At 64.4% G+C, this 25,353-nt stretch carries 27 protein-coding genes; 9 read left to right on the plus strand and 18 right to left on the minus strand.

The features are described from left to right. Nucleotides 1–180 precede the first annotated feature (180 nt). Entirely contained in the window at nucleotides 181–1,485 is a 1,305-nt protein-coding gene (gene gltA / locus RXV90_RS10920; protein WP_316648695.1) for a citrate synthase, read from the minus strand. A gap of 88 nt (nucleotides 1,486–1,573) precedes the next feature. Next, the gene (gene gltX, locus RXV90_RS10925) at nucleotides 1,574–2,992 is read right to left on the minus strand and encodes a glutamate--tRNA ligase (protein WP_316648696.1); all 1,419 of its coding nucleotides are present in this window, start codon (nucleotides 2,990–2,992) and stop codon (nucleotides 1,574–1,576) included. Between the two features lie 83 nt (nucleotides 2,993–3,075). Between gltX and RXV90_RS10930 the strand changes: the two genes are divergently transcribed. Beyond that, entirely contained in the window at nucleotides 3,076–5,133 is a 2,058-nt protein-coding gene (locus RXV90_RS10930; RefSeq protein WP_316648697.1) for a ComEC/Rec2 family competence protein, read from the plus strand. On the opposite strand, the gene RXV90_RS10935 is transcribed toward RXV90_RS10930, so the two are convergent. Further along, nucleotides 5,120–6,328 (minus strand): pyridoxal phosphate-dependent aminotransferase, encoded by a 1,209-nt coding sequence (locus tag RXV90_RS10935; RefSeq protein WP_316648698.1) that lies wholly within the window; start codon nucleotides 6,326–6,328, stop codon nucleotides 5,120–5,122. The genes RXV90_RS10930 and RXV90_RS10935 overlap by 14 nt on opposite strands. An 83-nt stretch (nucleotides 6,329–6,411) precedes the next feature. On the opposite strand from RXV90_RS10935, the gene RXV90_RS10940 reads away from it, so the two are divergent. The 4 genes from RXV90_RS10940 to RXV90_RS10955 all read left to right on the plus strand — a co-directional run bounded on the left by RXV90_RS10940 (nucleotide 6,412) and on the right by RXV90_RS10955 (nucleotide 8,230). Beyond that, complete coding sequence (locus tag RXV90_RS10940) at nucleotides 6,412–6,804, plus strand: helix-turn-helix domain-containing protein (RefSeq protein WP_316648699.1); 393 nt, start codon at nucleotides 6,412–6,414, stop codon at nucleotides 6,802–6,804. Next, a complete protein-coding gene (locus RXV90_RS10945; RefSeq protein WP_316648700.1) occupies nucleotides 6,801–7,067 on the plus strand; it encodes an FAD assembly factor SdhE in 267 nt (88 codons plus the stop codon). Before RXV90_RS10940 ends, RXV90_RS10945 begins: the two co-directional genes overlap by 4 nt. Before the next feature lie 61 nt (nucleotides 7,068–7,128). After that, a complete protein-coding gene (locus RXV90_RS10950; RefSeq protein ID WP_316648701.1) occupies nucleotides 7,129–7,626 on the plus strand; it encodes a MarR family winged helix-turn-helix transcriptional regulator in 498 nt (165 codons plus the stop codon). Between the two features lie 175 nt (nucleotides 7,627–7,801). Further along, nucleotides 7,802–8,230 carry a GFA family protein gene (locus RXV90_RS10955; RefSeq protein WP_316648702.1) on the plus strand — a complete coding sequence of 143 codons (429 nt, stop codon included), beginning with the start codon at nucleotides 7,802–7,804 and terminating at the stop codon, nucleotides 8,228–8,230. Nucleotides 8,231–8,294: 64 nt separating this feature from the next. Here the strand turns inward: RXV90_RS10955 and RXV90_RS10960 are convergent, their stop codons facing one another. The 5 genes from RXV90_RS10960 to RXV90_RS10980 form a co-directional block, all read right to left on the minus strand. Then, on the minus strand, nucleotides 8,295–8,873 hold the full coding sequence (locus RXV90_RS10960; protein ID WP_316648703.1) for a YdeI/OmpD-associated family protein: 579 nt from the start codon (nucleotides 8,871–8,873) through the stop codon (nucleotides 8,295–8,297). 4 nt (nucleotides 8,874–8,877) lie between these two features. Further along, on the minus strand, nucleotides 8,878–9,381 hold the full coding sequence (locus tag RXV90_RS10965) for a hypothetical protein (RefSeq protein WP_316648704.1): 504 nt from the start codon (nucleotides 9,379–9,381) through the stop codon (nucleotides 8,878–8,880). Nucleotides 9,382–9,453: 72 nt separating this feature from the next. Continuing rightward, nucleotides 9,454–12,246: a DNA polymerase I gene (polA, locus tag RXV90_RS10970; RefSeq protein WP_316648705.1), complete on the minus strand. Its 2,793-nt coding sequence runs from the start codon at nucleotides 12,244–12,246 to the stop codon at nucleotides 9,454–9,456. A 64-nt stretch (nucleotides 12,247–12,310) separates the two neighbouring features. Beyond that, the gene (locus RXV90_RS10975; RefSeq protein ID WP_316648707.1) at nucleotides 12,311–13,222 is read right to left on the minus strand and encodes a pirin family protein; all 912 of its coding nucleotides are present in this window, start codon (nucleotides 13,220–13,222) and stop codon (nucleotides 12,311–12,313) included. Nucleotides 13,223–13,323: 101 nt separating this feature from the next. Beyond that, complete coding sequence (locus tag RXV90_RS10980) at nucleotides 13,324–13,530, minus strand: zinc-finger domain-containing protein (protein WP_316648927.1); 207 nt, start codon at nucleotides 13,528–13,530, stop codon at nucleotides 13,324–13,326. 100 nt (nucleotides 13,531–13,630) lie between these two features. On the opposite strand from RXV90_RS10980, the gene RXV90_RS10985 reads away from it, so the two are divergent. The 3 genes from RXV90_RS10985 to RXV90_RS10995 all read left to right on the plus strand — a co-directional run bounded on the left by RXV90_RS10985 (nucleotide 13,631) and on the right by RXV90_RS10995 (nucleotide 16,765). Next, a complete protein-coding gene (locus RXV90_RS10985; RefSeq protein WP_316648708.1) occupies nucleotides 13,631–14,566 on the plus strand; it encodes an ABC transporter ATP-binding protein in 936 nt (311 codons plus the stop codon). A 106-nt stretch (nucleotides 14,567–14,672) separates the two neighbouring features. Further along, on the plus strand, nucleotides 14,673–16,358 hold the full coding sequence (locus RXV90_RS10990; protein ID WP_316648709.1) for an acyl-CoA dehydrogenase family protein: 1,686 nt from the start codon (nucleotides 14,673–14,675) through the stop codon (nucleotides 16,356–16,358). 8 nt (nucleotides 16,359–16,366) lie between these two features. Continuing rightward, nucleotides 16,367–16,765, plus strand: a complete 399-nt coding sequence (locus RXV90_RS10995; protein ID WP_316648710.1) for an META domain-containing protein — start codon at nucleotides 16,367–16,369, stop codon at nucleotides 16,763–16,765. On the opposite strand, the gene recO is transcribed toward RXV90_RS10995, so the two are convergent. The 6 genes from recO to acpS form a co-directional block, all read right to left on the minus strand. After that, nucleotides 16,756–17,481: a DNA repair protein RecO gene (recO, locus tag RXV90_RS11000; protein ID WP_316648711.1), complete on the minus strand. Its 726-nt coding sequence runs from the start codon at nucleotides 17,479–17,481 to the stop codon at nucleotides 16,756–16,758. The two genes, RXV90_RS10995 and recO, sit on opposite strands and share 10 nt — an antisense overlap. Before the next feature lies 1 nt (nucleotide 17,482). Beyond that, nucleotides 17,483–17,815 carry a DUF1491 family protein gene (locus tag RXV90_RS11005; protein WP_316648712.1) on the minus strand — a complete coding sequence of 111 codons (333 nt, stop codon included), beginning with the start codon at nucleotides 17,813–17,815 and terminating at the stop codon, nucleotides 17,483–17,485. Then, nucleotides 17,812–18,738 (minus strand): GTPase Era, encoded by a 927-nt coding sequence (gene era, locus RXV90_RS11010; RefSeq protein ID WP_316648713.1) that lies wholly within the window; start codon nucleotides 18,736–18,738, stop codon nucleotides 17,812–17,814. The genes RXV90_RS11005 and era overlap by 4 nt, the downstream gene beginning before the upstream one ends. A gap of 68 nt (nucleotides 18,739–18,806) precedes the next feature. Next, nucleotides 18,807–19,490 (minus strand): ribonuclease III, encoded by a 684-nt coding sequence (gene rnc, locus RXV90_RS11015; RefSeq protein WP_316648714.1) that lies wholly within the window; start codon nucleotides 19,488–19,490, stop codon nucleotides 18,807–18,809. Beyond that, nucleotides 19,490–20,263, minus strand: a complete 774-nt coding sequence (gene lepB, locus RXV90_RS11020) for a signal peptidase I (RefSeq protein ID WP_316648715.1) — start codon at nucleotides 20,261–20,263, stop codon at nucleotides 19,490–19,492. Before lepB ends, rnc begins: the two co-directional genes overlap by 1 nt. A 55-nt stretch (nucleotides 20,264–20,318) precedes the next feature. After that, on the minus strand, nucleotides 20,319–20,744 hold the full coding sequence (gene acpS, locus RXV90_RS11025; RefSeq protein ID WP_316648716.1) for a holo-ACP synthase: 426 nt from the start codon (nucleotides 20,742–20,744) through the stop codon (nucleotides 20,319–20,321). A 76-nt stretch (nucleotides 20,745–20,820) separates the two neighbouring features. Here acpS and RXV90_RS11030 point away from each other — a divergent pair, with 76 nt between their 5' ends. Beyond that, nucleotides 20,821–21,408 carry a hypothetical protein gene (locus tag RXV90_RS11030; RefSeq protein WP_316648717.1) on the plus strand — a complete coding sequence of 196 codons (588 nt, stop codon included), beginning with the start codon at nucleotides 20,821–20,823 and terminating at the stop codon, nucleotides 21,406–21,408. Here RXV90_RS11030 and RXV90_RS11035 read toward each other — a convergent pair. Genes RXV90_RS11035 through rpoZ form a run of 4 tightly spaced genes read right to left on the minus strand, consistent with a single transcriptional unit; the run spans nucleotide 21,401 to nucleotide 25,348 of the window. After that, nucleotides 21,401–22,153 (minus strand): pyridoxine 5'-phosphate synthase, encoded by a 753-nt coding sequence (locus RXV90_RS11035; protein WP_316648718.1) that lies wholly within the window; start codon nucleotides 22,151–22,153, stop codon nucleotides 21,401–21,403. The genes RXV90_RS11030 and RXV90_RS11035 overlap by 8 nt on opposite strands. After that, nucleotides 22,150–22,824 carry a DUF2062 domain-containing protein gene (locus RXV90_RS11040; RefSeq protein ID WP_316648719.1) on the minus strand — a complete coding sequence of 225 codons (675 nt, stop codon included), beginning with the start codon at nucleotides 22,822–22,824 and terminating at the stop codon, nucleotides 22,150–22,152. The genes RXV90_RS11035 and RXV90_RS11040 overlap by 4 nt, the downstream gene beginning before the upstream one ends. An 18-nt stretch (nucleotides 22,825–22,842) precedes the next feature. After that, a complete protein-coding gene (locus RXV90_RS11045) occupies nucleotides 22,843–24,963 on the minus strand; it encodes a RelA/SpoT family protein (RefSeq protein WP_316648720.1) in 2,121 nt (706 codons plus the stop codon). A gap of 28 nt (nucleotides 24,964–24,991) precedes the next feature. Next, the gene (gene rpoZ, locus RXV90_RS11050) at nucleotides 24,992–25,348 is read right to left on the minus strand and encodes a DNA-directed RNA polymerase subunit omega (protein WP_316648721.1); all 357 of its coding nucleotides are present in this window, start codon (nucleotides 25,346–25,348) and stop codon (nucleotides 24,992–24,994) included. Nucleotides 25,349–25,353 lie beyond the last annotated feature (5 nt).

A 25,353-nucleotide genomic window follows, 5' to 3' on the forward strand; every position in this document is an offset into this window, starting at 1 on the left:
TCTATACTCACCCGAAGAGTGTTGGAACTACTTCAGGGCTGCCGGATATGTCTCAGGTTAAAGGCCGGATGCTTTAGCGGCGTGAAGGGCCAGAGATTTGATACCGCGCAATTCGCGGGCCCGGAAACGCAAAGCGCCGCCCCTCGGGGAGCGGCGCTTCGACAATCCTGCCGGAACGTTTTACCGGTCTTCGACATCCACGTAGTCGCGCCGGTTCGCACCCACGTAAAGCTGACGCGGGCGTCCGATCTTGAGTTGCGGATCCGCGATCATCTCTTTCCACTGCGACACCCAGCCAACCGTGCGAGCAAGCGCGAAGATCGGCGTGAACATGGAGGTCGGGAAGCCCATGGCATCGAGGATGATGCCGGAATAGAAATCCACGTTCGGGTAGAGTTTCTTGTCCTTGAAATAAGGATCTTCCAGCGCGATCCGCTCCAGCTCCTTGGCGACCTGCAGCGTCGGGTTGTTCTCGATCCCCAGAAGATCCAGCACCTCGTCGGCCGACTGCTTCATCACCTTCGCGCGCGGGTCGAAGTTCTTATAGACCCGGTGGCCAAAGCCCATCAGGCGGAACGGATCGTTCTTGTCCTTGGCGCGCGCGATGAATTCGGGGATGCGGTCGGGCGTTCCGATCTCGCGCAGCATTTCAAGACAGGCCTGGTTTGCGCCGCCATGCGCCGGGCCCCAGAGACAGGCAACGCCAGCCGCGATACAGGCAAACGGGTTCGCCCCCGAAGAGGAGGCAAGCCGCACCGTCGAGGTCGAGGCATTCTGTTCGTGATCGGCATGAAGCGTGAAAATCCGGTCCATCGCGCGGCTAAGGATCGGGTTGACGACATAATCCTCTGCCGGCACCGCGAAGCACATCCTGAGGAAGTTCGACGCATAATCGAGATCGTTCCGGGGATACATGAACGGCTGGCCGATCGAGTACTTGTAGGCCCAGGCCGCGATCGTCGGCATTTTCGCGATCAGGCGGATCGAGGCGACCTCGCGCTGCCAGGGATCGTGAATATCGGTCGAGTCGGGATAGAAGGCCGACATCGCGCCCACGACCCCCACCATGACAGCCATGGGGTGCGCATCCCGGCGAAAGCCGCGGAAGAAGTTCTGCATCTGCTCATGCAGCATCGTGTGCATGGTGACGCGGTTCTCGAAGTCTTCGAGCTGTTCGGCCGTCGGAAGATCGCCGTAGAGAAGGAGGTAGCAGACCTCGAGGAAATGCGATTTCTCGGCCAGCTGATCGATCGGATAACCCCGGTGCAGAAGCTCGCCCTTATCGCCGTCGATGAAGGTGATCGTCGAGTCGCAGGACGCGGTCGACGTGAAGCCGGGATCGTAAGTAAACACGCCGCCCTGGCCATAGAGCTTTCGAATATCGATGACATCCGGGCCGGCTGTCGGCGTCAGAACCGGCAATTCAAGCTCTGTCCCATCAAAGATAAGCTTGGCCGTCTTCGTCTCCTGCTGCGTATCAGGCATTGTCTTGCATCCTTCCTGCAGCGGCCCCTGACGAGACCGCAGAACTTCATCGTGTGGCGGCAAGAAGCCTGCCGGAGAGTGCGGCCGGTTAGCCCCGGCTCGCGTCATTCAGCCGGGCGACGGTTTCGTCTTGTCCCAGCACCAGCATCATATCATAGACGCTGGGGGTTACGCTGCGTCCTGCAAGCGCGGCACGCATCGGCCCGGCAAGTTTTCCGAACTTCAGCCCCTGTGCCTCTGCGAATTCCGTCAGGATAGCTTCCAGCGAAGCCCGGGTCCAACTAGCATTTTGCAGGTGCGGCGTCAATTCTGACAGTATACCACGGGATACATTGTCAAGTTGGGAGGACGCTTTCTCATCGGGCCGCACCGGGCGCTCGATCATAGTAAAGTGCGCTTTATCAATAAGTTCCTCGAAGGTACGGGCCCGATCCGTGAGGCAAAAGAGCGCGGATTTCAACGCCGCCTTTGTGGCATCGGACAGGGACGGTCTTTTTGCAGCTGCAAAATAACTTTCTACACCTGCGATCACATCTTCGTCGCCCATCGCCGCGATATGCTGCCCCGACAGGTGATCGAGCTTCTTGCGGTCCATCCGCGCGGGCGATTTCTTGATTCCGGTAATGTCGAACCATTCAAGCGCCTGCGCATCGGTGAAGAATTCGTCATCCCCATGGCTCCAGCCAAGCCGGGCGAGGTAGTTGCGCATCGCCGCCGCCGGATAGCCCATCGCGGCCCATTCCATGACGCCCAGCGCGCCGTGTCGTTTCGACAGCTTCTTGCCGTCCTCGCCGTGGATCAGCGGGATATGCGCCCAGACCGGCACCTCCCATCCCATCGCCTCGTACACCAGCATCTGGCGGGCGGCGTTGTTCAGGTGGTCGTCGCCCCGGATCACATGGGTCACGCCCATGTCGTGATCGTCGACGACAACGGCCAGCATGTAGGTCGGCGTGCCGTCCGACCGAAGGACGATCATGTCGTCGAGCTGGTCGTTCCGGATTGTCACGTCGCCCTGCACAACGTCGTGAATGACCGTCTCGCCCTCGCGCGGCGCCTTCACCCGGATCGCGAAGGGCGCGTCGGGGTGGGTCGCCGGATCCGCATCGCGCCAGGGCGAACGGAAGAGCGTCGATCGCCCCTCTGCGCGCGCGGCTTCCCGGAACGCCTCGATCTCCTGCTGCGTGGAAAAGCATTTGTAGGCCGCCCCGCGCGCCAGCATCTCCTGCGCCACCTCGGCATGGCGGCCCGCCTGTTCGAACTGGCTGACGGCCTCGCCATCCCAGTCGAGGCCTAGCCAGCGCATGCCATCCAGGATCGCCTCTGTCGCTTCGGGCGTGGATCGGGCGCGGTCGGTATCCTCGATCCGCAGCAGGAACCGCCCGCCCCGGCCCCGGGCATAAAGCCAGTTGAACAGCGCCGTGCGCGCCGTGCCGATATGCATGTACCCGGTGGGCGAGGGCGCGATGCGGGTGACGACCGGACGGTCCGTTGAAGTTTCAGGCATGTGTGCCCCTGTTAACGTTTTGGAAACCATCGGAGGGAAAGCTCGGTCCCGTCACTACAGGACTGGCGCGGGAGAAAACAAGGGTGCTGACCGCCGGCCGCCTGACCCGCATGCTGGACGGGCAGCGCGGATCGCTCATTCTCTGGACCCCGGTGTTCTACGGCACCGGGATCGCCGCCTATCTGGGTCTCGCACGAGAGCCGGGAGCAGTCTTCTGGGCGTCAGCCGCAACGCTGGCAACTGCGTTTCTCTGGCGGCTCAGGCGAAAGGGGCTCGAGGCACCGCTGGCCATCGCTGGGCTTTGCCTTCTTCTGAGGGCGGCCATCGCGGCGGGCCGCACCCACAGCATCGCCGAACCTGTGCTTTCATTCAGATACTACGGGCCGATCCAGGGGCGGATCGTCGATATCGACCGCTCGGGATCCGACAAGATCCGCCTGACGCTGGATCGGGTGGTGCTGGAACGGGTGCCGGACGCCCGTACGCCCGCGCGCATTCGCATTTCGCTTCACGGGGACCAGGGCTTCGTTACCCCTGAACCCGGCCTCACGGTCATTCTGACCGGCCACCTCGCCCCGCCCGGCGGGCCGGTGGAGCCAGGCGGTTTCGATTTCCGCCGACAGGCCTGGTTCAAGCGGATCGGGGCTGTGGGATATACGCGCACGCCCGTCCTCGCCCTCTGGCCGGCGGAAGAGGGGCATACGGGCCTTCTTCTCTTCCGCCTGCGCAACACCATCGCGGGGGCGGTGCGCGCAACGCTTCCAGGCACCACGGGCGCTTTCGCGGCGGCTGTGATCACCGGCGACAGATCGGGGCTCGACCAGCCCACGCTCGAGGCGATGCGCTTGTCGAACCTCGCCCATCTCCTCGCGATCTCGGGGCTGCACATGGGGATGCTGACGGGCTTCGTCTTCGCGCTCGTGCGCTATGGCCTTGCCCTTGTGCCCTGGGCGGCCCTGCGTTGGCCGCTTCACAAGATCGGGGCCGTCTCGGCTCTTGCGGCAGGCACAGTCTACCTTGGCCTTTCGGGCGGCAATGTCGCCACCGAGCGTGCCTATATCATGGTGGCGGTGATGTTCGCCGCGGTGCTTTTCGACCGGCGGGCGCTGACGCTCCGCTCCGTTGCGCTGGCCGCGCTGATCGTTCTGACGCTGCGGCCAGAGGCGATCCTCGGCCCCGGATTCCAGATGTCCTTCGCCGCCACCACCGCGCTCGTCGCGGCCTTCGGGGCGCTGCGGAACTCGGGCTTCTGGCGTCTGCACCCGGTGCTGCGATGGGTGGGGGCCCTTGCGCTGTCTTCGCTTGTCGCCGGCCTCGCCACCGCACCGATCGCGGCCGCGCATTTCAACCGTGTTCCCCATTTCGGCCTGATCGCCAACCTCCTGGCCGTGCCTGCGATGGGCGCGGTCGTCGTGCCCGGTGCGGTGGCCGCCGCGCTGCTCGCACCGCTTGGGCTTGGAGAGGTCGGGCTGAGGATCATGGCGCTGGGCATCGACTGGATCCTCGCCGTCGCACACCATGTCGCAAGCCTTGATGGCACAGTCAGCCACGTGGCCACCCCCGCCCCCGCCATCCTTCCGCTTCTGACGCTGGGGGCGCTGTTTACGGTTCTCTGGACAACGCGCCTCCGATGGGCCGGGATCCTGCCTGCCATGGCGGCCCTCGCCCTCTGGGCCATGACAGAGCGCCCGGGGCTTCTGATCGCGGCCGATGGCGGGCTGATCGGGCTTCTCGCCGAAGAGGGCCGCAGCCTCAGCAAGCCGCGGGGCGGCGGGTTCGCCGCGGAAACCTGGCTCGAAAACGACGGCGACGGCGCGACCCAGGGGGTCGCCGCCGCCCGTTCGGGGCTGATGATCGACAAGGGACATGCGGTGGGGCGGATCGGCCCCTTTGACATCCACCACCTTTGGGGCCGTGGCGCGGAAGAAGCAGGCCGCGCGGCCTGTGCCAGGAACGCCATCCTCGTCACCTCGGCGCCGATCGCGCCCCTGGCCGGTCCCTGCCGGGTGATCGACCCGGCAGTTCTGGCGGAAACCGGGGCGCTTGCCCTTTACCTCAGGAAAGAGACCCTCATCGATGTGCCCACCTACCGCCCCGGCGCGCACCGTCCCTGGGCGCCACGCCCCGTCAGCCGTCCGTGAGACCTTCGCAGAACCGTTTGATCCGGGCGCAGGCCTCGGTCAGTTCCGCCTCTGAGGTGGCATAGCTCACGCGGAAATGCGGGCTGAGCCCGAAGGCCGCCCCGAAGACGACCGCAACGCCTGTTTCCTCGAGAAGCGCGGTGACGAACGCCTCGTCATCCACAATCCGCGTGCCGGAGGCAGAGACTTTTCCGATGCACCCTGCGATCGACGGATAGACGTAGAACGCGCCTTCCGGCACCGGGCAGGTGATCCCCGGACAGGCGTTCAGCCCCGCAACGACAAGATCCCGCCGCGTCTGGAAGAGCCGCGCGTTCGGGGCAAGGAAATCCTGCGGCCCGTTCAGCGCCTCGACCGCCGCCCACTGGCTGACCGAACAGGGGTTCGAGGTGGTCTGCGACTGCACCTTCCGCATCGCCGCGATCAGGGGTTCGGGCCCGCCGGCATAGCCGATCCGCCAGCCCGTCATGGCATAGGCCTTCGACACGCCGTTGAGCGTCAGTGTCCGGTCATAAAGCCCGGGCTCCACCTCTGCAGGGGTAGCGAAGGTGAAACCTTCGAAGGCTATATGCTCGTACATGTCGTCGGTCAGCACCCAGACCTGCGGGTGCCGCATCAGAACGTCGGTCAGCGCCTTCAGCTCGTCGCGCCGGTAGCCCGCGCCGGTCGGGTTCGACGGCGAGTTGAAAATCAGCCACTTCGTCTTCGGTGTGATCGCCGCCTCGAGCGCCTCGGGCGACATCTTGAACCCGCTTTCAAGCGTGGTCTCGATCACCACCGGCGTGCCCCCCGCCATCAGCACCATATCGGGGTAGCTGACCCAGTAGGGTGCGGGGATCAGCACCTCGTCACCGGGGTTCAGCGTCGCCAGAAGCGCGTTCCAGATCGCCTGTTTCCCGCCAGAGGAGATGGTGATCTGCGACAGGGTGTAATCGAGGTTGTTTTCGCGCAGGAATTTCGCCCGCACCGCCTCTTTCAGCTCCGGAATTCCGTCGACGTTGGTATAGCGCGTCTTGCCCTCGTCGATCGCGTGCTTGCCGGCCTCGCGAATGTTTTCGGGCGTCGGAAAGTCCGGCTCCCCGGCGCCGAGCCCGATCACGTCACGGCCCGCCCGCTTGAGCTCATCGGCCTTCGCCGTCACCGCCATTGTGGGGGATGGTTTCACCCTCTGGAGTGTCGCGGATTGCAAGCTCATGGTCGTCTCCGGTTGAGCGTTCACGAAAGCGACCCATATTGTCGGCAAGGCTTCCCTTCAACCCGTAACCGCAGGTGCCCCCAATGGACGATGCTCTCGACAACGACTGGTATTCCGAAGACATGGCAACATTCGGCGATCGTGTCGCAGCCGCGCGCGAGGCTCTCGGCATGACGGACGAAGAACTGGCGCGCCGGCTGGGTGTTCGCCTGAAGACCGTTCAGGGCTGGGAACAGGACACCGCCGAACCGCGGGCCAACAAGCTTCAGCTTCTTGCCGGCGTGCTAAACGTGAGCATCCGCTGGCTTCTCACCGGGGAGGGCGAGGGCATCGACGCCCCCGATCCGACCCATGAGGAAGATCTGGCCGCCCTTCTGGCCGAGATGCGCAAGCTTCGGGTCGACATGGCGCAAAGCGCCGAACGGCTCGGCCGGCTCGAGAAGCGTCTGAAATCGGCGATGCGCCGCGCGGCATGACGGAGGCGGCCGAAACCCGTCTCAAGCGGCTCAAGATCCGCTCCTGGCGCCGTGGCACGAAGGAGATGGATCTGATTCTGGGCAAATGGTCGGATCGGAACCTGCCCGAGATGGATGAAACGACGCTCGACGCTTACGAAGCGCTGCTCGATGAGAACGACCAAGATCTCTATCTCTGGGTTTCCGGCCAGGCCGTGCCGCCCGAACACCTCGCGCCCCTGATCTCGCGCATCGCCCGCGAGACCGTAAATCATCCAAATTAAAGGATAATTCGCGATTTCCGGCCAAGACATGCCCGTATGGGTAAGACGGCCGGAGACGACCATGAGTATGATTGAACCGATCCTCGAGGGGGAGACGGGCGGGCTTGCATCCGAATACCTCGAAACCCTAGCCCTCGTGGAGCGGCTGCACCGCCTTCTCCTCGACGTCATCAAGGACGAGTTCGAACGGATCGGCATCCTGGAAATCAACGCCGTGCAGGCGCTTCTTCTGTTCAATGTGGGCGAGAACGAGGTGACAGCTGGCGAGCTGAAGAGCCGCGGCTATTACCAGGGCTCGAACGTCTCCTACAACCTCAAGAAACTGGTGGAGGCGGGATACATGCACCACCAGCGCTGTGATATCGATCGCCGTTCCGTGCGGGTTCGCCTGACCGAAAAGGGGCAGGACGTGCGTGACGTGGTTGCCGGCCTGTTCGACCGTCACGTCAACGGCATGGCCGGGCGCAGTGGCTTCGGCCCCGCCGGCCTGAACGAAACCAATGCCTGCCTGGCCCGGCTGGAACGGTTCTGGACGGATCAGATCCGGTACATCTACTGAGGCCGCTTGGCGTGCTGCCCCCCCCGGGGCCGCAGTGCCACCGTTGCCTTGCCTGCGGCCTCGCCCAAAGCGTTTCGGGCATGAGACGCCCCGCCAGGCGCCTCATCCGATTTACGGTGCACCTCCTCGTTCCGTGCTAGAGTGGTTGCTCAAACCAAAAAGAACGAGGGACAAAATGACCGATACACACAAGGGCCAGTGTTTCTGCGGTGCCGTGGAGATCGAGGTTACCGGCGAACCGGCCGGGATGGGATACTGCCATTGCGAAAGCTGCAGATCCTGGTCGGCCGGCCCGGTAAACGCCTTCACGCTCTGGAACCCCACCAGCGTCCGGATCGTGAAAGGTGAGGAACACGTCCGGCAATTCAACAAGACCGCGAACAGCGACCGGAAATGGTGCGACAAGTGCGGCGGGCACCTTATGGCAGGGCATCCCGGCCTTGGCCTTACGGATGTCTACGCGGCCGTCATCCCCAGCGTGACCTTCACTCCGGGTATCCACGTGAACTACGCGGAAACCGTGCTTCGGATGAAGGATGGGCTGCCCAAGATGAAGGATTTCCCGTCGGAATTCGGCGGATCGGGAGAGACCGTTCCCGAATAGCCGGCCATAGGATCGGGGGCCAGGCCTTCCGCGTGGAGGCCCGGCCCTGCGCCGCAACGGGCCCCTAGCGCCGGAACGGCGTTGGCCTCAGCCCCGCATCGAGGCTGTCAACCACATCAGCGATCCGCCTGGCCCGCGTCGCATCCGTTCTTGCCGTCTTGATCCACTCAAGCGCCCCGCGCTTCACCGATCGCGGCCATGCCTCCCAGCCCGCCACGCGCGGCCCCAGCGCAGCGTCGAGATCGGCCGGACGCTCCAGCCGCTCCACATCGTCGAGAAACGCCCACATCCCGTTCTCCCGCGCTGCCGCCACCAGCGCCTCGCCCGCAGGCGTCATCCGGCCAGCCGCGCGCGCCGCCTCGATCTTTTCCTTGTTCGCCCGGGACCACGCCGATTTCGGGTTGCGCGGCGCGATCAGCACGCTGGTACGATCCCCGTCCACACCCCGTGTCTGGCTGTCGATCCAGCCCCAGCACAGAAGCTCTTCGATCATCTCGCCATAGTCGAGATAGTGATCGGTATGCTTCTTGTAGGTCACGAGCCAGACCGAGGAGGCGGTCGCGTGATGCGCGGCAAGCCAGGCGCGAAGCTCGGCCCGCCCCCGCACTTCCACCCGCTCTGCGCCCTCCGCCGCCCGCGCCATGGCCCTATTGCAGGGGCCGCGTAGGCTGCGGTTCCGGCTTTGGCCAGTGAAGCGGCGTCTTGGGGTGGTAATACCCCTGCCCGTGCCAGGGCGATCCGATGGTCAGGTGCCCCGAAAGCCCGTCATCCTCTGAATATTTGAGCCCCAGGTGCAGGCCCGAACCGTGTCCCTGACCGATCCGGTAGCGCGGCACGACATAGACGTCGCGCACGCGCCGATCCCGCTCAGCCGCCGCCTGCGCGGCCTCAGCCTCGGCGCGCAGCAATTCATCGACCCGCGAGGCCCGCAACAGCGCATCCGCGGAACGCGGCGAGGGCGGCCCGTCATAGGCGGGCGTAGCGAACGGGTTTTCGATCGGCGCGGGCCGGTTGATCCGCACACCGTTGTCGTCGAGCCCCGGGTCGCCCGGCAGGCCATAGGCCCGCTCCTCCACCGACTGGGCGGCAATTGGCACGGGCATGCCAAGCATAATCAGAACGGTCAGAAGCCGCTTCGCTTGCTGGAACATCACACTCTCCATTTCGCCCGCACAACTGTGCCAGCAAAGCGGTGATATGGAAAATCACGATCCCACCGGGGATCAGTGCGCATCGGCCCAGTTGTCCCCCTGCCCCGCATCGACCGTAAGGGGAACGGTCAGCCTCACGGCTGGATCGGCCGCGCCTTCCATCACGTCGCGCGCGGTGTCGATCAGCCGGTCGACGCCGCCTTGCTCGACCTCGAACAAAAGCTCGTCATGCACCTGCAACAGCATCCGCGCCGGCTGTCCCTCGATCGCGCGCGGCATCCGGATCATCGCCCGCCGGATCACATCCGCCGCCGTGCCCTGGATCGGCGCATTGATCGCCGCGCGCCGGGCAAAGCCCGCCGTCGGGCCCTTCGCGTTGATCTCGGGCGTATTGATCCGCCGCCCGAACAGCGTCTGCACGTAACCGTGCTCCTTCGCGAAGGACACCGTTTCATCCATATAGGCGCGGATCCCGGGGAACCGTTCGAAATACCGGTCGATGAAGCCCTGCGCCTCCTCCCGCGGGATCCGCAGGTTCCGCGCGAGCCCGAAGCCCGAAATCCCGTAGATCACCCCGAAGTTGATCGCCTTCGCCTGCCGCCGGATCTCGGGCGTCATCTCGTCAAGCGGCACGTTGAACATTTCCGATGCCGTCGCGGCGTGAATATCCTGCCCTTCGCGGAACGCCTGCTTCAACGCCTCGATATCGGCGATATGGGCGAGAATACGCAATTCGATCTGGCTGTAATCGAGGCTGACGAGCACATGCCCCGGCTCCGCCACAAAGGCCGTTCTGATCCGGCGGCCTTCCTCGGTTCGCACGGGAATGTTCTGAAGGTTCGGGTCGGTCGAGGCCAACCGCCCCGTATTCGCCCCGGCGATCGAATAGCTTGTGTGCACCCGCCCCGTCTCGGGGTTGATATGCTCCTGCAGTGCATCGGTGTAGGTCGATTTCAGCTTCTGCACCTGCCGGTAATCCAGCACTCGCGCGGGCAGGTCATGCTCGGTCGCCAGATCTTCCAGCACGTCCGCCGGGGTCGAGTATTTCCCCGTCTTGCCCTTCTTTCCGCCCGGCAGGCCCATCCGCTCGAACAGGATCTCCCCCACCTGCGCGGGGCTCCCGACATTGAACTTCTCGCCCGCCATCTCCTGGATCTCGTCTTCCAGCGCGGCCATCTTCTGAGCGAAGGCGTTCGACATGCGCGACAGCGTATCGCGATCCACCTTGATGCCAGACATCTCCATCCTAGCCAGAACCGGCACCAGCGGGCGTTCGAGCGTCTCGTAGACAGTTGTCACCCGGTTCAGGTGAAGCTGCGGCTTCAATGTCTGCCAGAGCCTCAGCGTGATGTCGGCATCCTCGGCGGCATAGCGCACGGCATCGTCGATCGGCACCCGGTCAAAGGTGATCTGCGACTTGCCCGTGCCCAGAAGCGATTTGATCTCGATCGGCTGGTGGCCCAGGTACCGCTCCGAAAGCTGATCCATCCCATGCCCGTGCAGCCCCGCGTGCAGCGCGTAGGAAATCAGCATCGTGTCGTCGATCGGCGCAACATTCACCCCGTAGCGGGCGAAGATCTTGGCGTCGTATTTCATGTTCTGGCCGATCTTCAGAACCGCCGGGTCTTCCAGCACGGGCTTCAGAAGCTTCAGCGCCTCATCAAGGTCGATCTGCCCTTCGGCCAGATCGTCCGACCCGAAAAGATCATCCGACGACGCTGCGCGATGGGTCAGCGGGATATAGCAGGCGCTGCCTGCATCGACGGCAAGCGATATCCCCACCAGATCGGCCGTCATCTCGTTCAGCCCCGTCGTCTCGGTATCGACGGCCACCCAGCCCCGCCCCCGGATCTTCGCGATCCAGGCCTCAAGCGCCCCGCCATCGCGCACGCACTCGTACGCCTCCGGGTCGATGGGCGGGGCTTCGGGGCGGTCGGGCGCCGCGGCCGGCGCGGCCTCCGCAATCACCGGGGCTTCGACGCCCAGCGCCTCCGACACCCGCTTGGTGATCGTGCGGAATTCCATTTCGGTGAGGAAAGCCAGAAGGTCGTCCGCCACCGGCTCTTTCACCTCGAGACTGTCGAGGTCGTAATCGAGCTCCATGTCGCAATCGAGCGTCACAAGCTTCTTGGACAGCCGGATCTGGTCTGCATTCTCGATCAGCGTCTGCCGCCGCTTCGGCTGCTTGATCTCCTCCGCGCGTTCCAGAAGCGTTTCGAGATCGCCGTATTCGTTGATCAGAAGAGCCGCCGTCTTCACCCCAATCCCGGGCGCGCCGGGGATATTGTCGACGCTGTCGCCCGCGAGCGCCTGCACGTCGATCACCTTGTCGGGCGTCACACCGAACTTTTCTTGGACGCCCTCGACGCCGATCCGCACATTCTTCATTGCGTCGAACATCTCGACGCCGTCGCCGACAAGCTGCATCAGGTCCTTGTCGGAGGAAATGATCGTGACCCGGCCGCCCGCATTGCGGGCCATGCAGGACAGAGTCGCGATGATATCGTCGGCCTCGAACCCCACCTGTTCTAGGCAGGCGATATTAAAGGCCTTGGTCGCCTCCCGCGTCAGCGGGATCTGCGGTCGCAGATCCTCGGGCATCTCGTCCCGGTTCGCCTTGTACTGGTCGTACATGTCGTTCCGGAAGGTGTGCGATCCCTTGTCGAACACCACAGCCACATGGGTCGGCGCGTCCGCCCCCTTGTTGTCCTCGACATTCTTCCACAGCATGTTGACGAAGCCCGAGACGGCCCCGATCGGCAGCCCGTCGGATTTCCGGGTGAGCGGCGGCAGCGCGTGATAGGCCCGGAAGATGAAGGCCGACCCGTCGATCAGGTGCAGGTGATGTCCCTTGCCGAACGCCATCGCGGATCCCCCATGTTGCCGGTCGCCTAGACCTAACGCGGGGGTGCCGGGCGGTCCAGCGGGCTCAGTGCTGCGCCTTGATGAAGGTGCCGTTATTGAGGTCACGCATGGCCTGCATCAGCTCTTCGCGGGTGTTCATCACGATGGGGCCATGCCAGGCCACGGGTTCCTCGATAGGCTGGCCCGATACCAGAAGGAAGCGCATGCCCTCGGGCCCCGAGGTGACGGTGATCTCGTCGCCGGTGTCGAAGCGCACGAGCGTCCGGTTCCCCGTCATGTCGCGGATGTTGAGCTCCTCGCCCACCACTTCCTTCTCCACCCGTACTCCCACGGGATCGGAAGCATCGCGGAACGTCCCCGCACCCGCGAACACATAGGCGAAGGTGTTGGCATAGGTATCGACGGGCAGAACCTTCCGCGTGTCGGGTGGCAGCGAAACGTCAAGATACTGGGGATTGGCGGCGATCCCGTCGACCGGCCCCGACTTTCCCCAGAATGCGCCCGTGATCACCTTCACCCGCGTCCCGTCATCGTCGATGATCTCGGGAATATCGCTGCTTTGGATGTCCTGATAGCGGGGCGCCGTCATCTTCAGCGAGGACGGCAGATTGGCCCAAAGCTGAAACCCGTGCATCTGTCCCGCGGCGTTCCCGCGCGGCATCTCCTGGTGCAGGATGCCGGAGCCTGCGGTCATCCACTGAACCGATCCGGCGCCAAGGACACCGTTGTTACCCAGCGAATCCCCGTGCTCCACCTCGCCTTCCAGCACATAGGTTATCGTCTCGATCCCCCGGTGCGGATGCCAGGGAAAACCCTTCTCATAGGCCCTGGGATCGTCGTTTCTAAAATCGTCGAGCAGAAGAAACGGATCACTCTCGCCCGGATCGCCGAACCCGAAGACGCGGTGCAGGTGCACGCCCGCGCCCTCCATGGTCGGCTGGGCGTGGGAGGTGGATTTCACGGGGCGGAAAGTCATGGCAGGAAAACTCCTTGGATGCCGTCAGGATATCGCCCCGCTTTGAGGGAAGTCCAACAGGCACCGGCGCACAGGATCTGTGCCACGGAGAACGAAGGGCCTCACCCCTCGGCAAAATCCTCGTGGATATACCGCTTGTCGCAATACCCGCATTCGACCCATCCACGGTCGGGCGGGATCGACAGCCAGACACGCGGGTGCCCCAGCGCGCCTTCGCCCCCGTCACAGGCCACGCGCCAGGCCGACACCACTTCGGTTTCCGGAACCTCGGGCACGGAAGTACCCGCCGATGCGGCCTCGTCTGACATGGCGCTGTGTCCCTTCGGGTTGCCGCCGGGCATCTCCCGGCTTAGGTCGGGCTTCAACATACCGACGCCCGAACCGGGCACAAGAGGTTGAAGGCACTCCATGGCCACGGAATACGCGATCGAAATCGAAGACCTGCGCAAGGTTTACAAGGGCCGGGGCGGCGAGGCCGACAAGGAAGCGCTGAAGGGTGTGTCGCTGAATGTGCCCACAGGGTCGATCTTCGGGCTTCTCGGCCCCAACGGCGCGGGCAAGTCGACGCTGATCAACATCCTTGCCGGGCTTGTCCTGAAAACCTCGGGCAAGGTGCGCATCTGGGGCTTCGACCAGGATCAGAACCCGCGCCAGAGCCGCGCCGCCATCGGCGTCATGCCGCAGGAGCTGAACTTCGATCCCTTCTTCACCCCGCGCCAGTCGCTTGAAACCCAGGCCGGGCTTTACGGCGTACCCAAGAGCGAACGCCGTTCAAACGAGATCCTTGAACTGATCGGCCTGTCCGACAAGGCCGATGCCTATGCCCGCACGCTCTCGGGCGGGATGCGCCGCCGCCTTCTTCTGGGCAAGGCGCTCGTGCATCATCCCCAGGTCCTTGTCCTCGACGAACCCACGGCAGGCGTCGACATCGAGCTTCGCCAGATGCTCTGGACGAATGTGAGGAAGCTGAACGAAGAGGGCATGACCATCATCCTCACAACCCATTATCTCGAAGAAGCCGAGGAGATGTGCGACGAGATCGCCATCATCAACCATGGCGAGGTGGTGGCCCGCGACACGACCGCGGCACTTCTCAGCCGGATCGATTCACGCACCCTCGTGATCCTTCCCGAGACCGGCACCGATGCAGAGATCGATCTCCCCGAAAGTGTCCGGCAGGAACGGCGGCGCGATGGCAGCATCGCGCTCACCTATGCCCGCCACGACGTGACGCCGGGCGAACTTCTCGATCACGTCCGCGCCGCGGGGGTGACGATTCGGGAGCTGGCGACGGAAGAGCCGGATCTTGAGGATGTATTCCTCGAACTCACCCGATCCCGCTGATGTTCGCGCAACAATAGTTCACATTTAATCCCTTGAAAGAAATGTTGTTGCGCTGCAGGTGCGAATAGACTAGGCCCTTTGCAGTTGCAGAAAAAGGGCGTGAAGAATGGCGCATGACGGTCAGGACATAGTCAAGGAAACGCAGGTGATCCTTCCCGATCTTCTCGCCCTCACCAAGGGCGGTGTCACGGCGGCCGAGGCGCTTCTTTCCCGCGCGACGGCCCACGTCCGCGCCCGGCTCGAGGTTGACGGCAAGGTCACAGGCGCCGCGATCGAGGCCGACCAGACCGCCGCCCACGGCCTTGCATGGGTCGCAACCTATGTCGAGGCGCTGCGCCAGATGCACGGCTGGGCCGAAGGGCTCGAAGCAGCGGGAAAGTTCGGCGAAACGGAGCAACTGATCCTGCAAATCGCCTTCGGGGAGTATCTCTGGCAACTCTACGGCGGCCTGCCCATGAGCCAGGGCGAGATCCTGCGCCTGCAAGACCTCGGTCTTTCCCAAGACGATCAGCGCATTCTGATGGCGCACGAGGTGATGACCCTCACCCAATCAGGCAACACCCAGGCCGCGCGCAGCCGTCTGGCGCAGATCATCCGCGACACCGGCACCTCCGGCATAATCGGCGAAAGCGGCCTCGACGACGAGCTTGAGATGATCCGCGACCAGTTCCGCCGCTTCGCGGTCGAAAAGGTCGAACCCAACGCACATGGGTGGCACCTGAACGACCAGCTGATCCCGATGGAGCTGATCAACGAACTCTCTGAAATGGGCGTCTTCGGCCTGACGATCCCCGAGGAATACGGTGGCTTCGGCCTGTCCAAGGCCTCGATGGCCGTCGTCAGCGAAGAGCTGTCGCGCGGCTATATCGGCGTGGGATCCCTTGGCACACGCTCGGAAATCGCCGCCGAACTCATCCTCTGCGGCGGTACTGAAGAGCAGAAGGCAAAGTGGCTTCCGGGCCTCGCCTCGGGCGAGATCCTGCCCACTGCGGTCTTCACCGAGCCCAACACGGGTTCCGATCTCGGCAGCCTGCGCACCCGCGCCACCCGCGACGGCGACGACTGGCGGATCACCGGCAACAAGACCTGGATCACCCACGCCGCCCGCACCCATGTGATGACGGTTCTCGCCCGCACCGTGCCGGACACCAGCGATTATCGAGGCCTGTCCATGTTCCTCGCCGAAAAGACGCCTGGCACCGACGACGCGCCCTTTCCCGACGAGGGCATAACCGGCGGGGAGATCGAGGTTCTGGGCTATCGCGGCATGAAGGAATACGAACTCGCCTTCGACAACTTCCATGTGAAGGGCGAAAACCTGCTCGGCGGTGTTGAAGGGCAGGGTTTCAAGCAACTGATGCAGACCTTCGAAAGCGCCCGTATCCAGACCGCCGCCCGCGCTGTCGGCGTCGCGCAATCGGCGCTCGATATCGCGCTGCGCTACGCCGAGGACCGCAAGCAGTTCGGCAAGGCCCTGGTCGAATTCCCCCGCGTCTCCGGCAAGATCGCGATGATGGCGGTGGAAACCATGATCGCCCGCCAGCTCACCTATTTCTCCGCCCGGCAGAAGGATCACGACCGGCGTTGCGATCTCGAGGCCGGGATGGCCAAGCTGCTGGGCGCCCGCGTTGCCTGGGCGGCGGCCGATAACGGGCTTCAGATCCACGGCGGCAACGGTTTTGCGCTCGAATACCAGATCAGCCGCGTTCTTTGCGACGCGCGGATCCTCAACATCTTCGAGGGTGCCGCGGAAATTCAGGCGCAAGTCATCGCGCGCCGCCTTCTGGCCTGAGGCGCGCGATGCGGCTGGGACGTGCAATCGCTGTCGCGCTTGGCCTGACCCTCGCCGCCTGCGCCGGGGACGAAACGATCTCGGGCTATGCCGACCGAGACGCGACCTACCTGCTTTCCGATCTTTTCGGGGAGCCTTTCGATGCAACCGCGACAATCAGTTTTCCGGAAGAAGGACAGATCGCGGGCACCGGACCCTGCAACGCCTACTCCGCCGCGCAATCCGCCCCTTACCCGTGGTTCGAACCGGGCCCCATTGCCGCAACGCGACGCGCCTGCCCCGATCTTTCCGCCGAGGCCGCGTTTCTCGCCGCGCTGGAGACCATGACGCTGTCCGAAGTCACCGGCGACGTCCTGATCCTCTCGGACGAGGACGGGCGCGAAATGGTGTTTCGCCGTCAGCCCTGACGCGCGATCAGGTCGGCAAACCGACGCCGCGCCTCGGGCAAAGGCCGGTCGCCCAGCGCGGCGGCCACCCGGGCCGACAGGAAATGCCCGGTTGTCCTGAGCCCCGCCGCGACCTCCGGCAGCGCGCCCTCGCCCTCCCCCAGAAGCGCGGGCGGCAGGGGCAAAAGCCTGTCCTCCCACTCCCCTGCCCCGGCACGGCTGACCGCGCGGCCCGATTTCGGAGAGACATAGGCCAGGTCTTCCAGCGCGCCCGTCACCGCGCAGCGAGACAGATCGAGGCCGAAGCCCAGCTCGTCCAGAAGCGCCAGCTCCCACCTCAGATAGGCCAAGGGCCAGACCGGGTTCACCCCGATCAGATCCATCAGCCCCCCGGTCTTTTCGTACAGCGGATCGTGCGCCTCGCGCTCCGGCAGGGCAAAGGACAGAAGCGCAAGCGCCGAGGTCATCCCGGCAAGCGCCAGCCGGTCGCCGAAGACCTGCGCCGCGCGCGCCTTGACGGGCTCCACCGTGAAGGCCCCGATATGTTCGTCAAGCCGCGCGCGCCAGGTCACGTCAAGCTGCGCCCCGGGCTGCAGGATGGGCGTCATTTTCCGGCTCACCCCGCCCCGGACCACCCCCGCATAGCGCCCCTGCCCCGGTGCGAAGATCTCGATGATCGCCGCGGTTTCGCCGTGCTTGCGGACGCTCAGGAGGACGCCTTCGCCCCGCCACTCCATCTCAGGCGAGCCCTTCCTCGTTCAGAAGGTGCCGCCCCTCCCGGTCCTCAACCTCGACGACCCAGAGATCGCGGTCGAACTGGCGCTGGCGCGCGATTGCGGCATCTACCTCCGCCTCCTCGCCCTCGCTCAGAACGACCCAGGCGCGTTCCCCGGTCATCAGGTCATAGGAGCGTTGAAAACAGGTCGCTTTCCCGTCAAGCGTCGCAAGCTTCACCATCACAACCCCCGCCGTCGGATCGCCCTTGAAGGTGATATAGGCAGGGATATTCATCAACGACAGCCGCCGCAGATAGGCGTCGATCCAGACCCGCGCGGTCAGTCTCGGGCTCACACGTCCCCCTCGCGGAACTCAAGGCCCATCTCGGAATAGCGCTCGGCCTCTTCCAGCCAGCCGGGCCGCACCTTGACCTGCAGGAACAGGTGCACCGTCCGACCCAGAAACTCCGCCAGTTCGGCGCGCGCCGCCTGGCTCACCGCCTTGATCGTTTCGCCCTTCTTGCCGAGGACGATCCCCTTATGTCCGTCACGGGCGACATAGATCAGCTGGTCGATCCTGACCGAACCGTCGTCGCGTTCCTCCCAGCCTTCCGTCTCGACAGTCAGTTGATAGGGCAGTTCCTGGTGCAGCCTCAGCGTCAGCTTCTCACGCGTGATCTCGGCGGCGATCATCCGCATCGGCAGATCCGCGATCTGATCTTCGGGGTAAAGCCAGGGGCCCGCCGGCACCGCGCCCGCGATCCATGCCTTCAGATCCTGCACGCCATAGCCCTTCTCGGCAGAGATCATGAAGGTCTCCACAAATTCGAACCGCCTGTTCAGATCTTCGGCGAGGCCCAGAAGCGCCTTTGCTTCCACCCTGTCGATCTTGTTGATCGCCAGGGCCACGGGCTGTTCGCCCGCATGGGTCCGCAGGTTTTCGAGAATCGCCTCCACCCCGGCCGTCACGCCGCGATGCGCCTCGACGAGAAGGACCACAAGATCGGCATCCGCCGCCCCGCCCCAGGCCGCCGCCACCATCGCCCGGTCCAGCCGCCGGCGCGGGCGGAAGAGGCCCGGCGTGTCGACGAAGACGATCTGGCTGTCCCCTTCGATGGCGATGCCCCGGATACGCGCCCGCGTCGTCTGCACCTTGTGGGTGACGATCGATACCTTGGCGCCCACCATCGCGTTCAGAAGCGTCGACTTGCCCGCATTGGGCTCGCCGATCAGCGCCACGAAACCCGCGCGCGTCTTCGTCTGATCCTCATTCGTCATCACATGTCCACCGGTCCTACCCTGCCCCGGGCGGGCAGGGTTCCAATGACCTCAGGGTGCGGGCCGGGTCAAGCCCCGTCCACCTCCGCAAGAAGCGCACGCGCCGCGGCCTGTTCTGCCTGTCGCTTCGATCCGGCCTCGGCCCGTGCCGCGCGCCCGTCCTCAAGCCGGGCTTCTATGGTGAAGATCGGCGCGTGATCGGGGCCGCTGCGTGCCACCTCGACATAGGACGGTGGCGGCTTGCCCTGCCCTTGCGCCCATTCCTGCAGCGCCGTCTTCGGATCGCGCGCATCCTCCTCGACCCGGGCGATGCGCGCGCCCCAAAGCCGCACGACCAGATTCCGCGCCGCCTGAAACCCGGCATCGACATAGACCGCGGCAATCACCGCCTCCATCGCATCGCCCAGAAGCGCGTTCTTCCGCCGCCCGCCCGACATCATCTCCGACCGGCCGAGCCGCAGCACCTCGCCCAGCCCGATCTCGCGGGCCACCTCGGCGCAGGTTTCCTTCCGCACAAGCGCGTTGAAGCGGGGCGCAAGCTGGCCTTCCGAGGCGCCCGCATCGGCCTCGAGCAACGCCTCGGCCATCACGAGCCCCAGAACCCTGTCGCCAAGGAATTCAAGCCGTTGGTTGTTCGCCCGCACGGGGCTTGCCATCGAGCCGTGCGTTACCGCCTCGATCAAAAGATCGGGATCTCGGAACTCGTGCCCCAGCCGCGCGGAAAACGCCCGAAGCGCCTCCGACACTGCCATCAGTCGATTTTCTTGAAGAACCTGTCAGGCCGCCAGGTCCAGACGAAGAAGAGCGACCGGCCCGCCGCCGAGAACATCACGCGATCCGCCCGGCCGATCAGGTTTTCGAACGGGACGTAGCCCACGCCGTTGGGCGGCATCACCCGGCTGTCGGTGGAGTTGTCGCGATTGTCACCAAGGAAGAAGAAATGCCCCTCGGGAACCGTGTAGACGGGCGTGTCGTCCAGCCGTGAGGGCCGCACATTCAGCACCGAATGCGAGGTTCCGCCCGGCAGGGTTTCGACGAATTTTTCCTTCTGGCAGGTGCCGCCGAAACCGACGCCCGCGTTCTGGCAGAGAGGCAGCGACGCGATCGGGCCCTGCCGCTCGAACGTCTCCTGAAAGATACCGTCGGGTGTTTGCGGCGCCGGTTCGTCATTGATGTAAAGCACGCTGTCGCGCATCTGGATGCGATCGCCCGGCAGGCCGACCACCCGCTTGATGAAATCCGATCCGTTCACCGGATGGCGGAACACAACCACATCGCCGCGTTCCGGTTCCGATCCGAAAATGCGGCCGTCAAAGGGGCACATCGAGAATGGGCAGGAATGCTGGGAATAGCCGTAGGCCATCTTGTTCACGAACAGAAAGTCGCCGATCAGCAGCGTGTCCTTCATCGATCCCGAGGGGATCCAGAAGGGCTGAAACAACACCGTGCGAAACACCCCGGCGATCAAGAGTGCGTAGACAATCGTCTTGACGGTCTCGACGACCACGCCTTCGCCTCTTGCCATGATGCCTGCCTCTGCCACGCGTTTCAGGGCTTCATGCGCATCGCGGGCCGGCAAGTCAAGATTGGGGGGGAACCTCCGTGGCCGCGAGGGGCCGCGCCTCGATCACGACGAAGGCCTGCGCCCAGGGGTGATCGTCGGTCAGCGTCACGTGGATGACGGCCTCGTGCCCTAGCGGCGTCATCTCCTTCAGCCGGTCCGCCGCCCATCCCGTGACATGCATCACCGGCTGGCCGGAGGGCAGGTTGGTCACCGCCATGTCCTTCCAGGCGATCCCCATCCTGAGCCCGGTGCCCAGTGCCTTCGAACAGGCCTCCTTCGCCGCCCAGCGCTTGGCGTAGGTGCCCGCAGTGTCCTTCCGGCGCTCCGCCTTGCGCTGTTCGACATCCGTGAAGACACGGTTGCGAAAACGGTCGCCGAAGCGCGCGAGAGTACCTTCGATGCGCTCGATATTGCAGAGGTCTGTGCCGATGCCGAGGATCATGCCTCTTCATGGGGTGCGGCGGGGCTCAAGGCAAGCGTCAAGCCTTCGGTCACCATTCCGCGTTAGACACCGGGCCATGATCACACGGGCCGACAGGCAGAATGCCGCATCGGGCCTTGCGCTTCTGTGCCTCGCGGGGTGCTCGGGCGTGGCCTACAACACCACCGTGGCGGCGACACCGGCCGCGCGGCTGGCAATGGCCATGTCGGTCGTGCCGGGTGAGACGACCGAACAGGGGTTCATGACGCGCTGGGGTGCGCCGGTTCAGAAAATCCGCGAAGGCGGGCAAACCGAATTCGTCTACCGCGACATGAGCGAGCTTGAATGGTATCATCTGCCGCAGTTCGGCGACAGCACGCGCTACGTCATTGTGACCTTCCAATACGGGATCGCGACGGGGGTGCGCACGTCAGACGGCATCGCCTGCCGCGCGACCTTTCCGCCGCGGCCGCCGAACTTCGCCCTCGACAACCCGACACAGGTGCAACTCGTGGGCTCCTGCCCGCTGGGCGGGCTATGGCCGGGCGTCGGGGGCACTGGCGACGGCGGTTCGGGCGGCCACCCGACAGGCGATGCCCCGGCGCTCGCCCCGAACGGAGGCATGGTGGAGGATGACGCCGCACGTTATCCGGGCGGCGGCACGACAGGCGATCTTCCTAAATAGCGGCGCGCGCCTCATCCATCAGGCGGCGCATCTCGGCGATCGCCGGGGTCAGCCCGCGAAAGATCGCCTCACCGATCAGGAAATGCCCGATATTCAGCTCCCGCACCTCGGGAAAGGCCGCCACCGGACCGACCGTATCATAGGTCAACCCGTGGCCCGCATGCACTTCGAGCCCGAGGGAATGCCCGAATGTGGCCATCTCCCTCAGCCGCTCAAGCTCGGCATCGCGCTCCGCGAACCGGCCCTCGGCATGGGCATCGCAATAGGCACCGGTGTGCAGTTCGATCACCTGGGCGCGGATCCGGTGCGCGGCCTCGATCTGCGCCTTGTCGGCGGCGATGAAGATCGACACGCGGCAGCCCGCCTCCCGCAGGGGCTGAATGAAATGCGCCAGCCGGTTCTCGTCCCGCGCCACTTCAAGCCCGCCTTCCGTTGTCCGCTCCTCGCGCCGTTCGGGTACGATGCACACGGCATGCGGCTTGTGGCGCAGCGCGATCGCCTGCATCTCATCGGTCGCCGCCATTTCGAAGTTCAGAGGCACCGTCAGCACCTCCATCAGCCCCTCGATATCCTCGTCCGAGATATGCCGCCGGTCTTCCCTGAGATGCGCGGTGATGCCGTCGGCTCCCGCCTCCTCTGCCAGCTTCGCGGCCCTGAGCGGATCGGGATAGGCCCCGCCGCGCGCATTCCGCACCGTCGCCACGTGATCGATATTGACGCCCAGCCGCAGAGCACGCTCACTCATTGTTCCACTCCACCCTTCGCCGCCGCCTCGGCCCGTTCCTGCGACGCCTTCTGCATCTCGATCTTGCGCCGCCGCGCCTCGAAGCGTTGCTTCATCCGTGCGATCCGCCCCTTCTGATAGGATGCAATCACCGGGTTGGCCATGAAATACGCCGCGAGCGCGGTGAGAATCCCGGGCACGATGCCACCCACGAGATAGGGCAGGAAGATGCGCGAGAAGAATTCGGAAGTCTGCGTCCAATCCGCCTGCCGCGGCGTGAAGATCGCGGCGAAGTTCCCCCAAAGCTCCACCGACACAACGCTGAAGCTGAGAAGGATGTCCTGCGGCGGCACGCGCGGGGCATTGAGCATCCAGGTGCCAAGTTCCACCGCCACGGTCGCGATGATCGGGAAGGTCACGGGATTGCCGAAGAACGTCGCCAGAAGCGAGGCCAGGATATTGCCGCGCATAAGATAGGCTATGCCGGCAGCGGTGAAGAAGTGCAGCCCAAAGAACGGCGTGAAGCTAGCGAACACCCCCGCGGCGATCCCCCGGCTGATCTTGTGGGCCGGATCCGGCAGGCGCCGCAGACGGTAGACGATGTAACGGCCCGACCGGCGCCAACCGCCCGGGGGATAGAAGAATTCCCCGAACCACCGAAGGTAGGTCTTTGGATTTCGCCGCTTGAACACCTCTGTCTCGCGCTCCGCCTACGTCGTCTCTTTCAGCTCCCGGTGGCGCTCGACCGAGGCCACGTCGCTGTCGGCCTCCATCGCCAGCATCACCGCATGCAGGTGCTCGGCATCCCGCAATTCTACGTCCAGAATGAGGCGGTAAAAGTCCGGTTTCCGGTCAAGAAACCGCAAGTCCGTGATGTTCGCCTTCTGCTCGCCAATCTGGGTGCACAGGCGCCCCAGAACCCCGGCATCGTTCGAAATCGTGAGGTCGAGCCCCACGTCATAGACCGGCTGGTGCACGCCGGAATGCCAGCGCAGATCGATCCAGCGCTGCGGCTGATCCTCGTAAGCCTCGAGCGCGGCGCAATCGATCGCGTGGATGACGACGCCCTTACCTCGATAGGCGATGCCCACGATCCGCTCTCCCGGAACCGGGCGGCAGCAGGGCGCGCGGGTGAAGCTTTGTTCCCCCGACAGGCCGACGACTGCGCGGGCTGCGTCGATTTCATCGCCCTTCTTCTCCGCGAGATCGGGGTAAAGCGTTTCCACTACGCTCCGCGCAGTGATTTCCGCCGCACCGAGACGGGCGAGAAGTTCCTGAGACCCCGCAAGCCCCATGTGCCGTGCCGCCGTGGTCAGGGCTTTCTCGGTCGCGCGCTTGCCCACATGCTCGAACGCCACGCGGGCCAGTTCCTTGCCAAGCTTCTCGAACCGCCGCCTGTCCTCGTCGCGCAGGCTGCGCCTGATCGCGGCCTTGGCGCGTCCCGTCGCGACGATATCGATCCATGTGGCCTGCGGGCGCTGCCCCTCGGCAGTGATGATCTCGACCGACTGACCGTTCTTCAGCCTGGTCCACAGCGGCACGCGAATCGTATCCACCTTCGCGCCGACGCAGCTGTCGCCTATCCGCGTATGAATCGCGTAGGCAAAATCCAGCGGGGTCGCGCCCCGGGGCAGCTTCACCACCTCGCCCTTCGGCGTGAAACAGAACACCTGGTCCGAGTACATCTCCATCCGGACATGTTCGAGAAACTCGTCATGGTCGTCGGCATTCTCGAACCGGTCGGTCAGGCTGGCAACCCACTGCGCGGGATCGACCGCGAACGGGTTTTCGGCCCGCACCCCATCGCGATAGGCCCAATGCGCGGCCACGCCGGCCTCTGCGACCTCGTGCATCTCACGCGTTCTGATCTGAACTTCCACGCGCTTGCCGTCCCGTCCCGACACGGTCGTGTGAATAGACCGGTACCCGTTCGATTTCGGTTGACTGATATAGTCCTTGAACCGCCCGGGCACAGCGCGCCACCGCTGGTGGATCGCGCCGAGAACACCATAGCAATCGGCTTCCGACGTCGTGATGACACGAAACCCGTAAATATCGGACAGCCGTGAAAAGCCCTGGCCCGACGCTTCCATCTTGCGCCAGATCGAGTAGGGCTTCTTCGCCCGGCCATAAACGTCGGCCTCGATCCCGGCGCGTTCGAGTTCCTTTCGGATATCACCAGTGATCTTCTGCACCACATCGCCGGTTTCACGCTGCAGCGTGATGAAGCGGCGCATGATCGAGTTGCGGCCTTCGGGGTTCAGCACGCGGAAGGACAGATCCTCCAGCTCGTCGCGCATCCACTGCATCCCCATGCGGCCCGCAAGCGGCGCGAAGATATCCATCGTCTCATGCGCCTTCTGAACCTGCTTCTCGGGGCTCATGGATTTGATCGTGCGCATGTTGTGAAGCCGGTCCGCCAGCTTCACGAGGATCACCCTAAGATCCTTCGACATCGCGAAGAACAGTTTGCGGAAATTCTCCGCCTGTTTTGTTTCGGAGGACGACAGTTGCAGGTTCGTGAGCTTGGTGACGCCATCCACAAGCTCGGCAATCTCGGTGCCGAAGCGATCCTGCACCTCGCCATAAGTTGATCGCGTGTCCTCGATCGTGTCGTGCAGAAGCGCGGTCACGATCGTCGCATCGTCCAGATGCATCTCAGTCAGGATCGCCGCCACAGCGACGGGATGCGAGAAATAGGGTTCCCCGGACCGGCGAAACTGACCCTCGTGCATCTCCATGCCATAGGCATAGGCGCTGCGGATCAGCTTCTCGTTCGTCCTCGGGTTGTAGTTGCGGACCAGTTCGATCAGGTCGTCAGCGTCGATCATCCGGTCCGCCTGTCGGGCGTTTCCGCCCCTATTGCCGCTCCTGCGCTTCCATCAGCGCCCGGAGGAGTTTCTCTTCCGACAAATCGTCATCCGCGGGTTTGTCGTTTTCCGTCTGGCCCATCAGAAGCGCCATCGCGTCTTCTTCCGGCTCATCCACCTCGATCTGGGTCTGGTGGCTTTCGATCATCCGTTCGCGCAGATCTTCGGCGCGCTGCGTTTCCTCGGCGATTTCGCGAAGGCTCACGACGGGGTTCTTGTCCTTGTCGCGGTCGATCGTCAGCGGCGCACCCGACGAAATCTCGCGCGCCCGGTGGGCGGCAAGCATCACCAGTTCGAACCGGTTCGGAACCTTGTCAACGCAATCTTCGACCGTCACGCGGGCCATAAGCT

Origin of the sequence: Ovoidimarina sediminis, from assembly GCF_032586175.1 — a bacterium.
Classification (GTDB): domain Bacteria; phylum Pseudomonadota; class Alphaproteobacteria; order Rhodobacterales; family Rhodobacteraceae; genus Ovoidimarina; species Ovoidimarina sediminis.

Coding starts and splice junctions, on each gene's coding strand:
- era (WP_316648713.1), bottom strand. CDS start 18,738: ATGACGAATGAGGATCAGACGAAGACGCGCGCGGGTTTCGTGGCGCTG.
- RXV90_RS10985 (WP_316648708.1), top strand. CDS start 13,631: ATGGCCACGGAATACGCGATCGAAATCGAAGACCTGCGCAAGGTTTAC.
- RXV90_RS10995 (WP_316648710.1), top strand. CDS start 16,367: ATGCGGCTGGGACGTGCAATCGCTGTCGCGCTTGGCCTGACCCTCGCC.
- gltX (WP_316648696.1), bottom strand. CDS start 2,992: ATGCCTGAAACTTCAACGGACCGTCCGGTCGTCACCCGCATCGCGCCC.
- RXV90_RS11045 (WP_316648720.1), bottom strand. CDS start 24,963: ATGATCGACGCTGACGACCTGATCGAACTGGTCCGCAACTACAACCCG.
- recO (WP_316648711.1), bottom strand. CDS start 17,481: ATGGAGTGGCGGGGCGAAGGCGTCCTCCTGAGCGTCCGCAAGCACGGC.
- RXV90_RS10965 (WP_316648704.1), bottom strand. CDS start 9,381: ATGTTCCAGCAAGCGAAGCGGCTTCTGACCGTTCTGATTATGCTTGGC.
- gltA (WP_316648695.1), bottom strand. CDS start 1,485: ATGCCTGATACGCAGCAGGAGACGAAGACGGCCAAGCTTATCTTTGAT.
- rnc (WP_316648714.1), bottom strand. CDS start 19,490: ATGGCAGTGTCGGAGGCGCTTCGGGCGTTTTCCGCGCGGCTGGGGCAC.
- polA (WP_316648705.1), bottom strand. CDS start 12,246: ATGGCGTTCGGCAAGGGACATCACCTGCACCTGATCGACGGGTCGGCC.
- RXV90_RS10935 (WP_316648698.1), bottom strand. CDS start 6,328: ATGAGCTTGCAATCCGCGACACTCCAGAGGGTGAAACCATCCCCCACA.
- RXV90_RS11035 (WP_316648718.1), bottom strand. CDS start 22,153: ATGAGTGAGCGTGCTCTGCGGCTGGGCGTCAATATCGATCACGTGGCG.
- rpoZ (WP_316648721.1), bottom strand. CDS start 25,348: ATGGCCCGCGTGACGGTCGAAGATTGCGTTGACAAGGTTCCGAACCGG.
- RXV90_RS10955 (WP_316648702.1), top strand. CDS start 7,802: ATGACCGATACACACAAGGGCCAGTGTTTCTGCGGTGCCGTGGAGATC.
- RXV90_RS10990 (WP_316648709.1), top strand. CDS start 14,673: ATGGCGCATGACGGTCAGGACATAGTCAAGGAAACGCAGGTGATCCTT.
- RXV90_RS10980 (WP_316648927.1), bottom strand. CDS start 13,530: ATGTCAGACGAGGCCGCATCGGCGGGTACTTCCGTGCCCGAGGTTCCG.
- RXV90_RS10975 (WP_316648707.1), bottom strand. CDS start 13,222: ATGACTTTCCGCCCCGTGAAATCCACCTCCCACGCCCAGCCGACCATG.
- RXV90_RS11030 (WP_316648717.1), top strand. CDS start 20,821: ATGATCACACGGGCCGACAGGCAGAATGCCGCATCGGGCCTTGCGCTT.
- acpS (WP_316648716.1), bottom strand. CDS start 20,744: ATGATCCTCGGCATCGGCACAGACCTCTGCAATATCGAGCGCATCGAA.
- RXV90_RS10950 (WP_316648701.1), top strand. CDS start 7,129: ATGAGTATGATTGAACCGATCCTCGAGGGGGAGACGGGCGGGCTTGCA.
- lepB (WP_316648715.1), bottom strand. CDS start 20,263: ATGGCAAGAGGCGAAGGCGTGGTCGTCGAGACCGTCAAGACGATTGTC.
- RXV90_RS10945 (WP_316648700.1), top strand. CDS start 6,801: ATGACGGAGGCGGCCGAAACCCGTCTCAAGCGGCTCAAGATCCGCTCC.
- RXV90_RS10960 (WP_316648703.1), bottom strand. CDS start 8,873: ATGGCGCGGGCGGCGGAGGGCGCAGAGCGGGTGGAAGTGCGGGGGCGG.
- RXV90_RS10940 (WP_316648699.1), top strand. CDS start 6,412: ATGGACGATGCTCTCGACAACGACTGGTATTCCGAAGACATGGCAACA.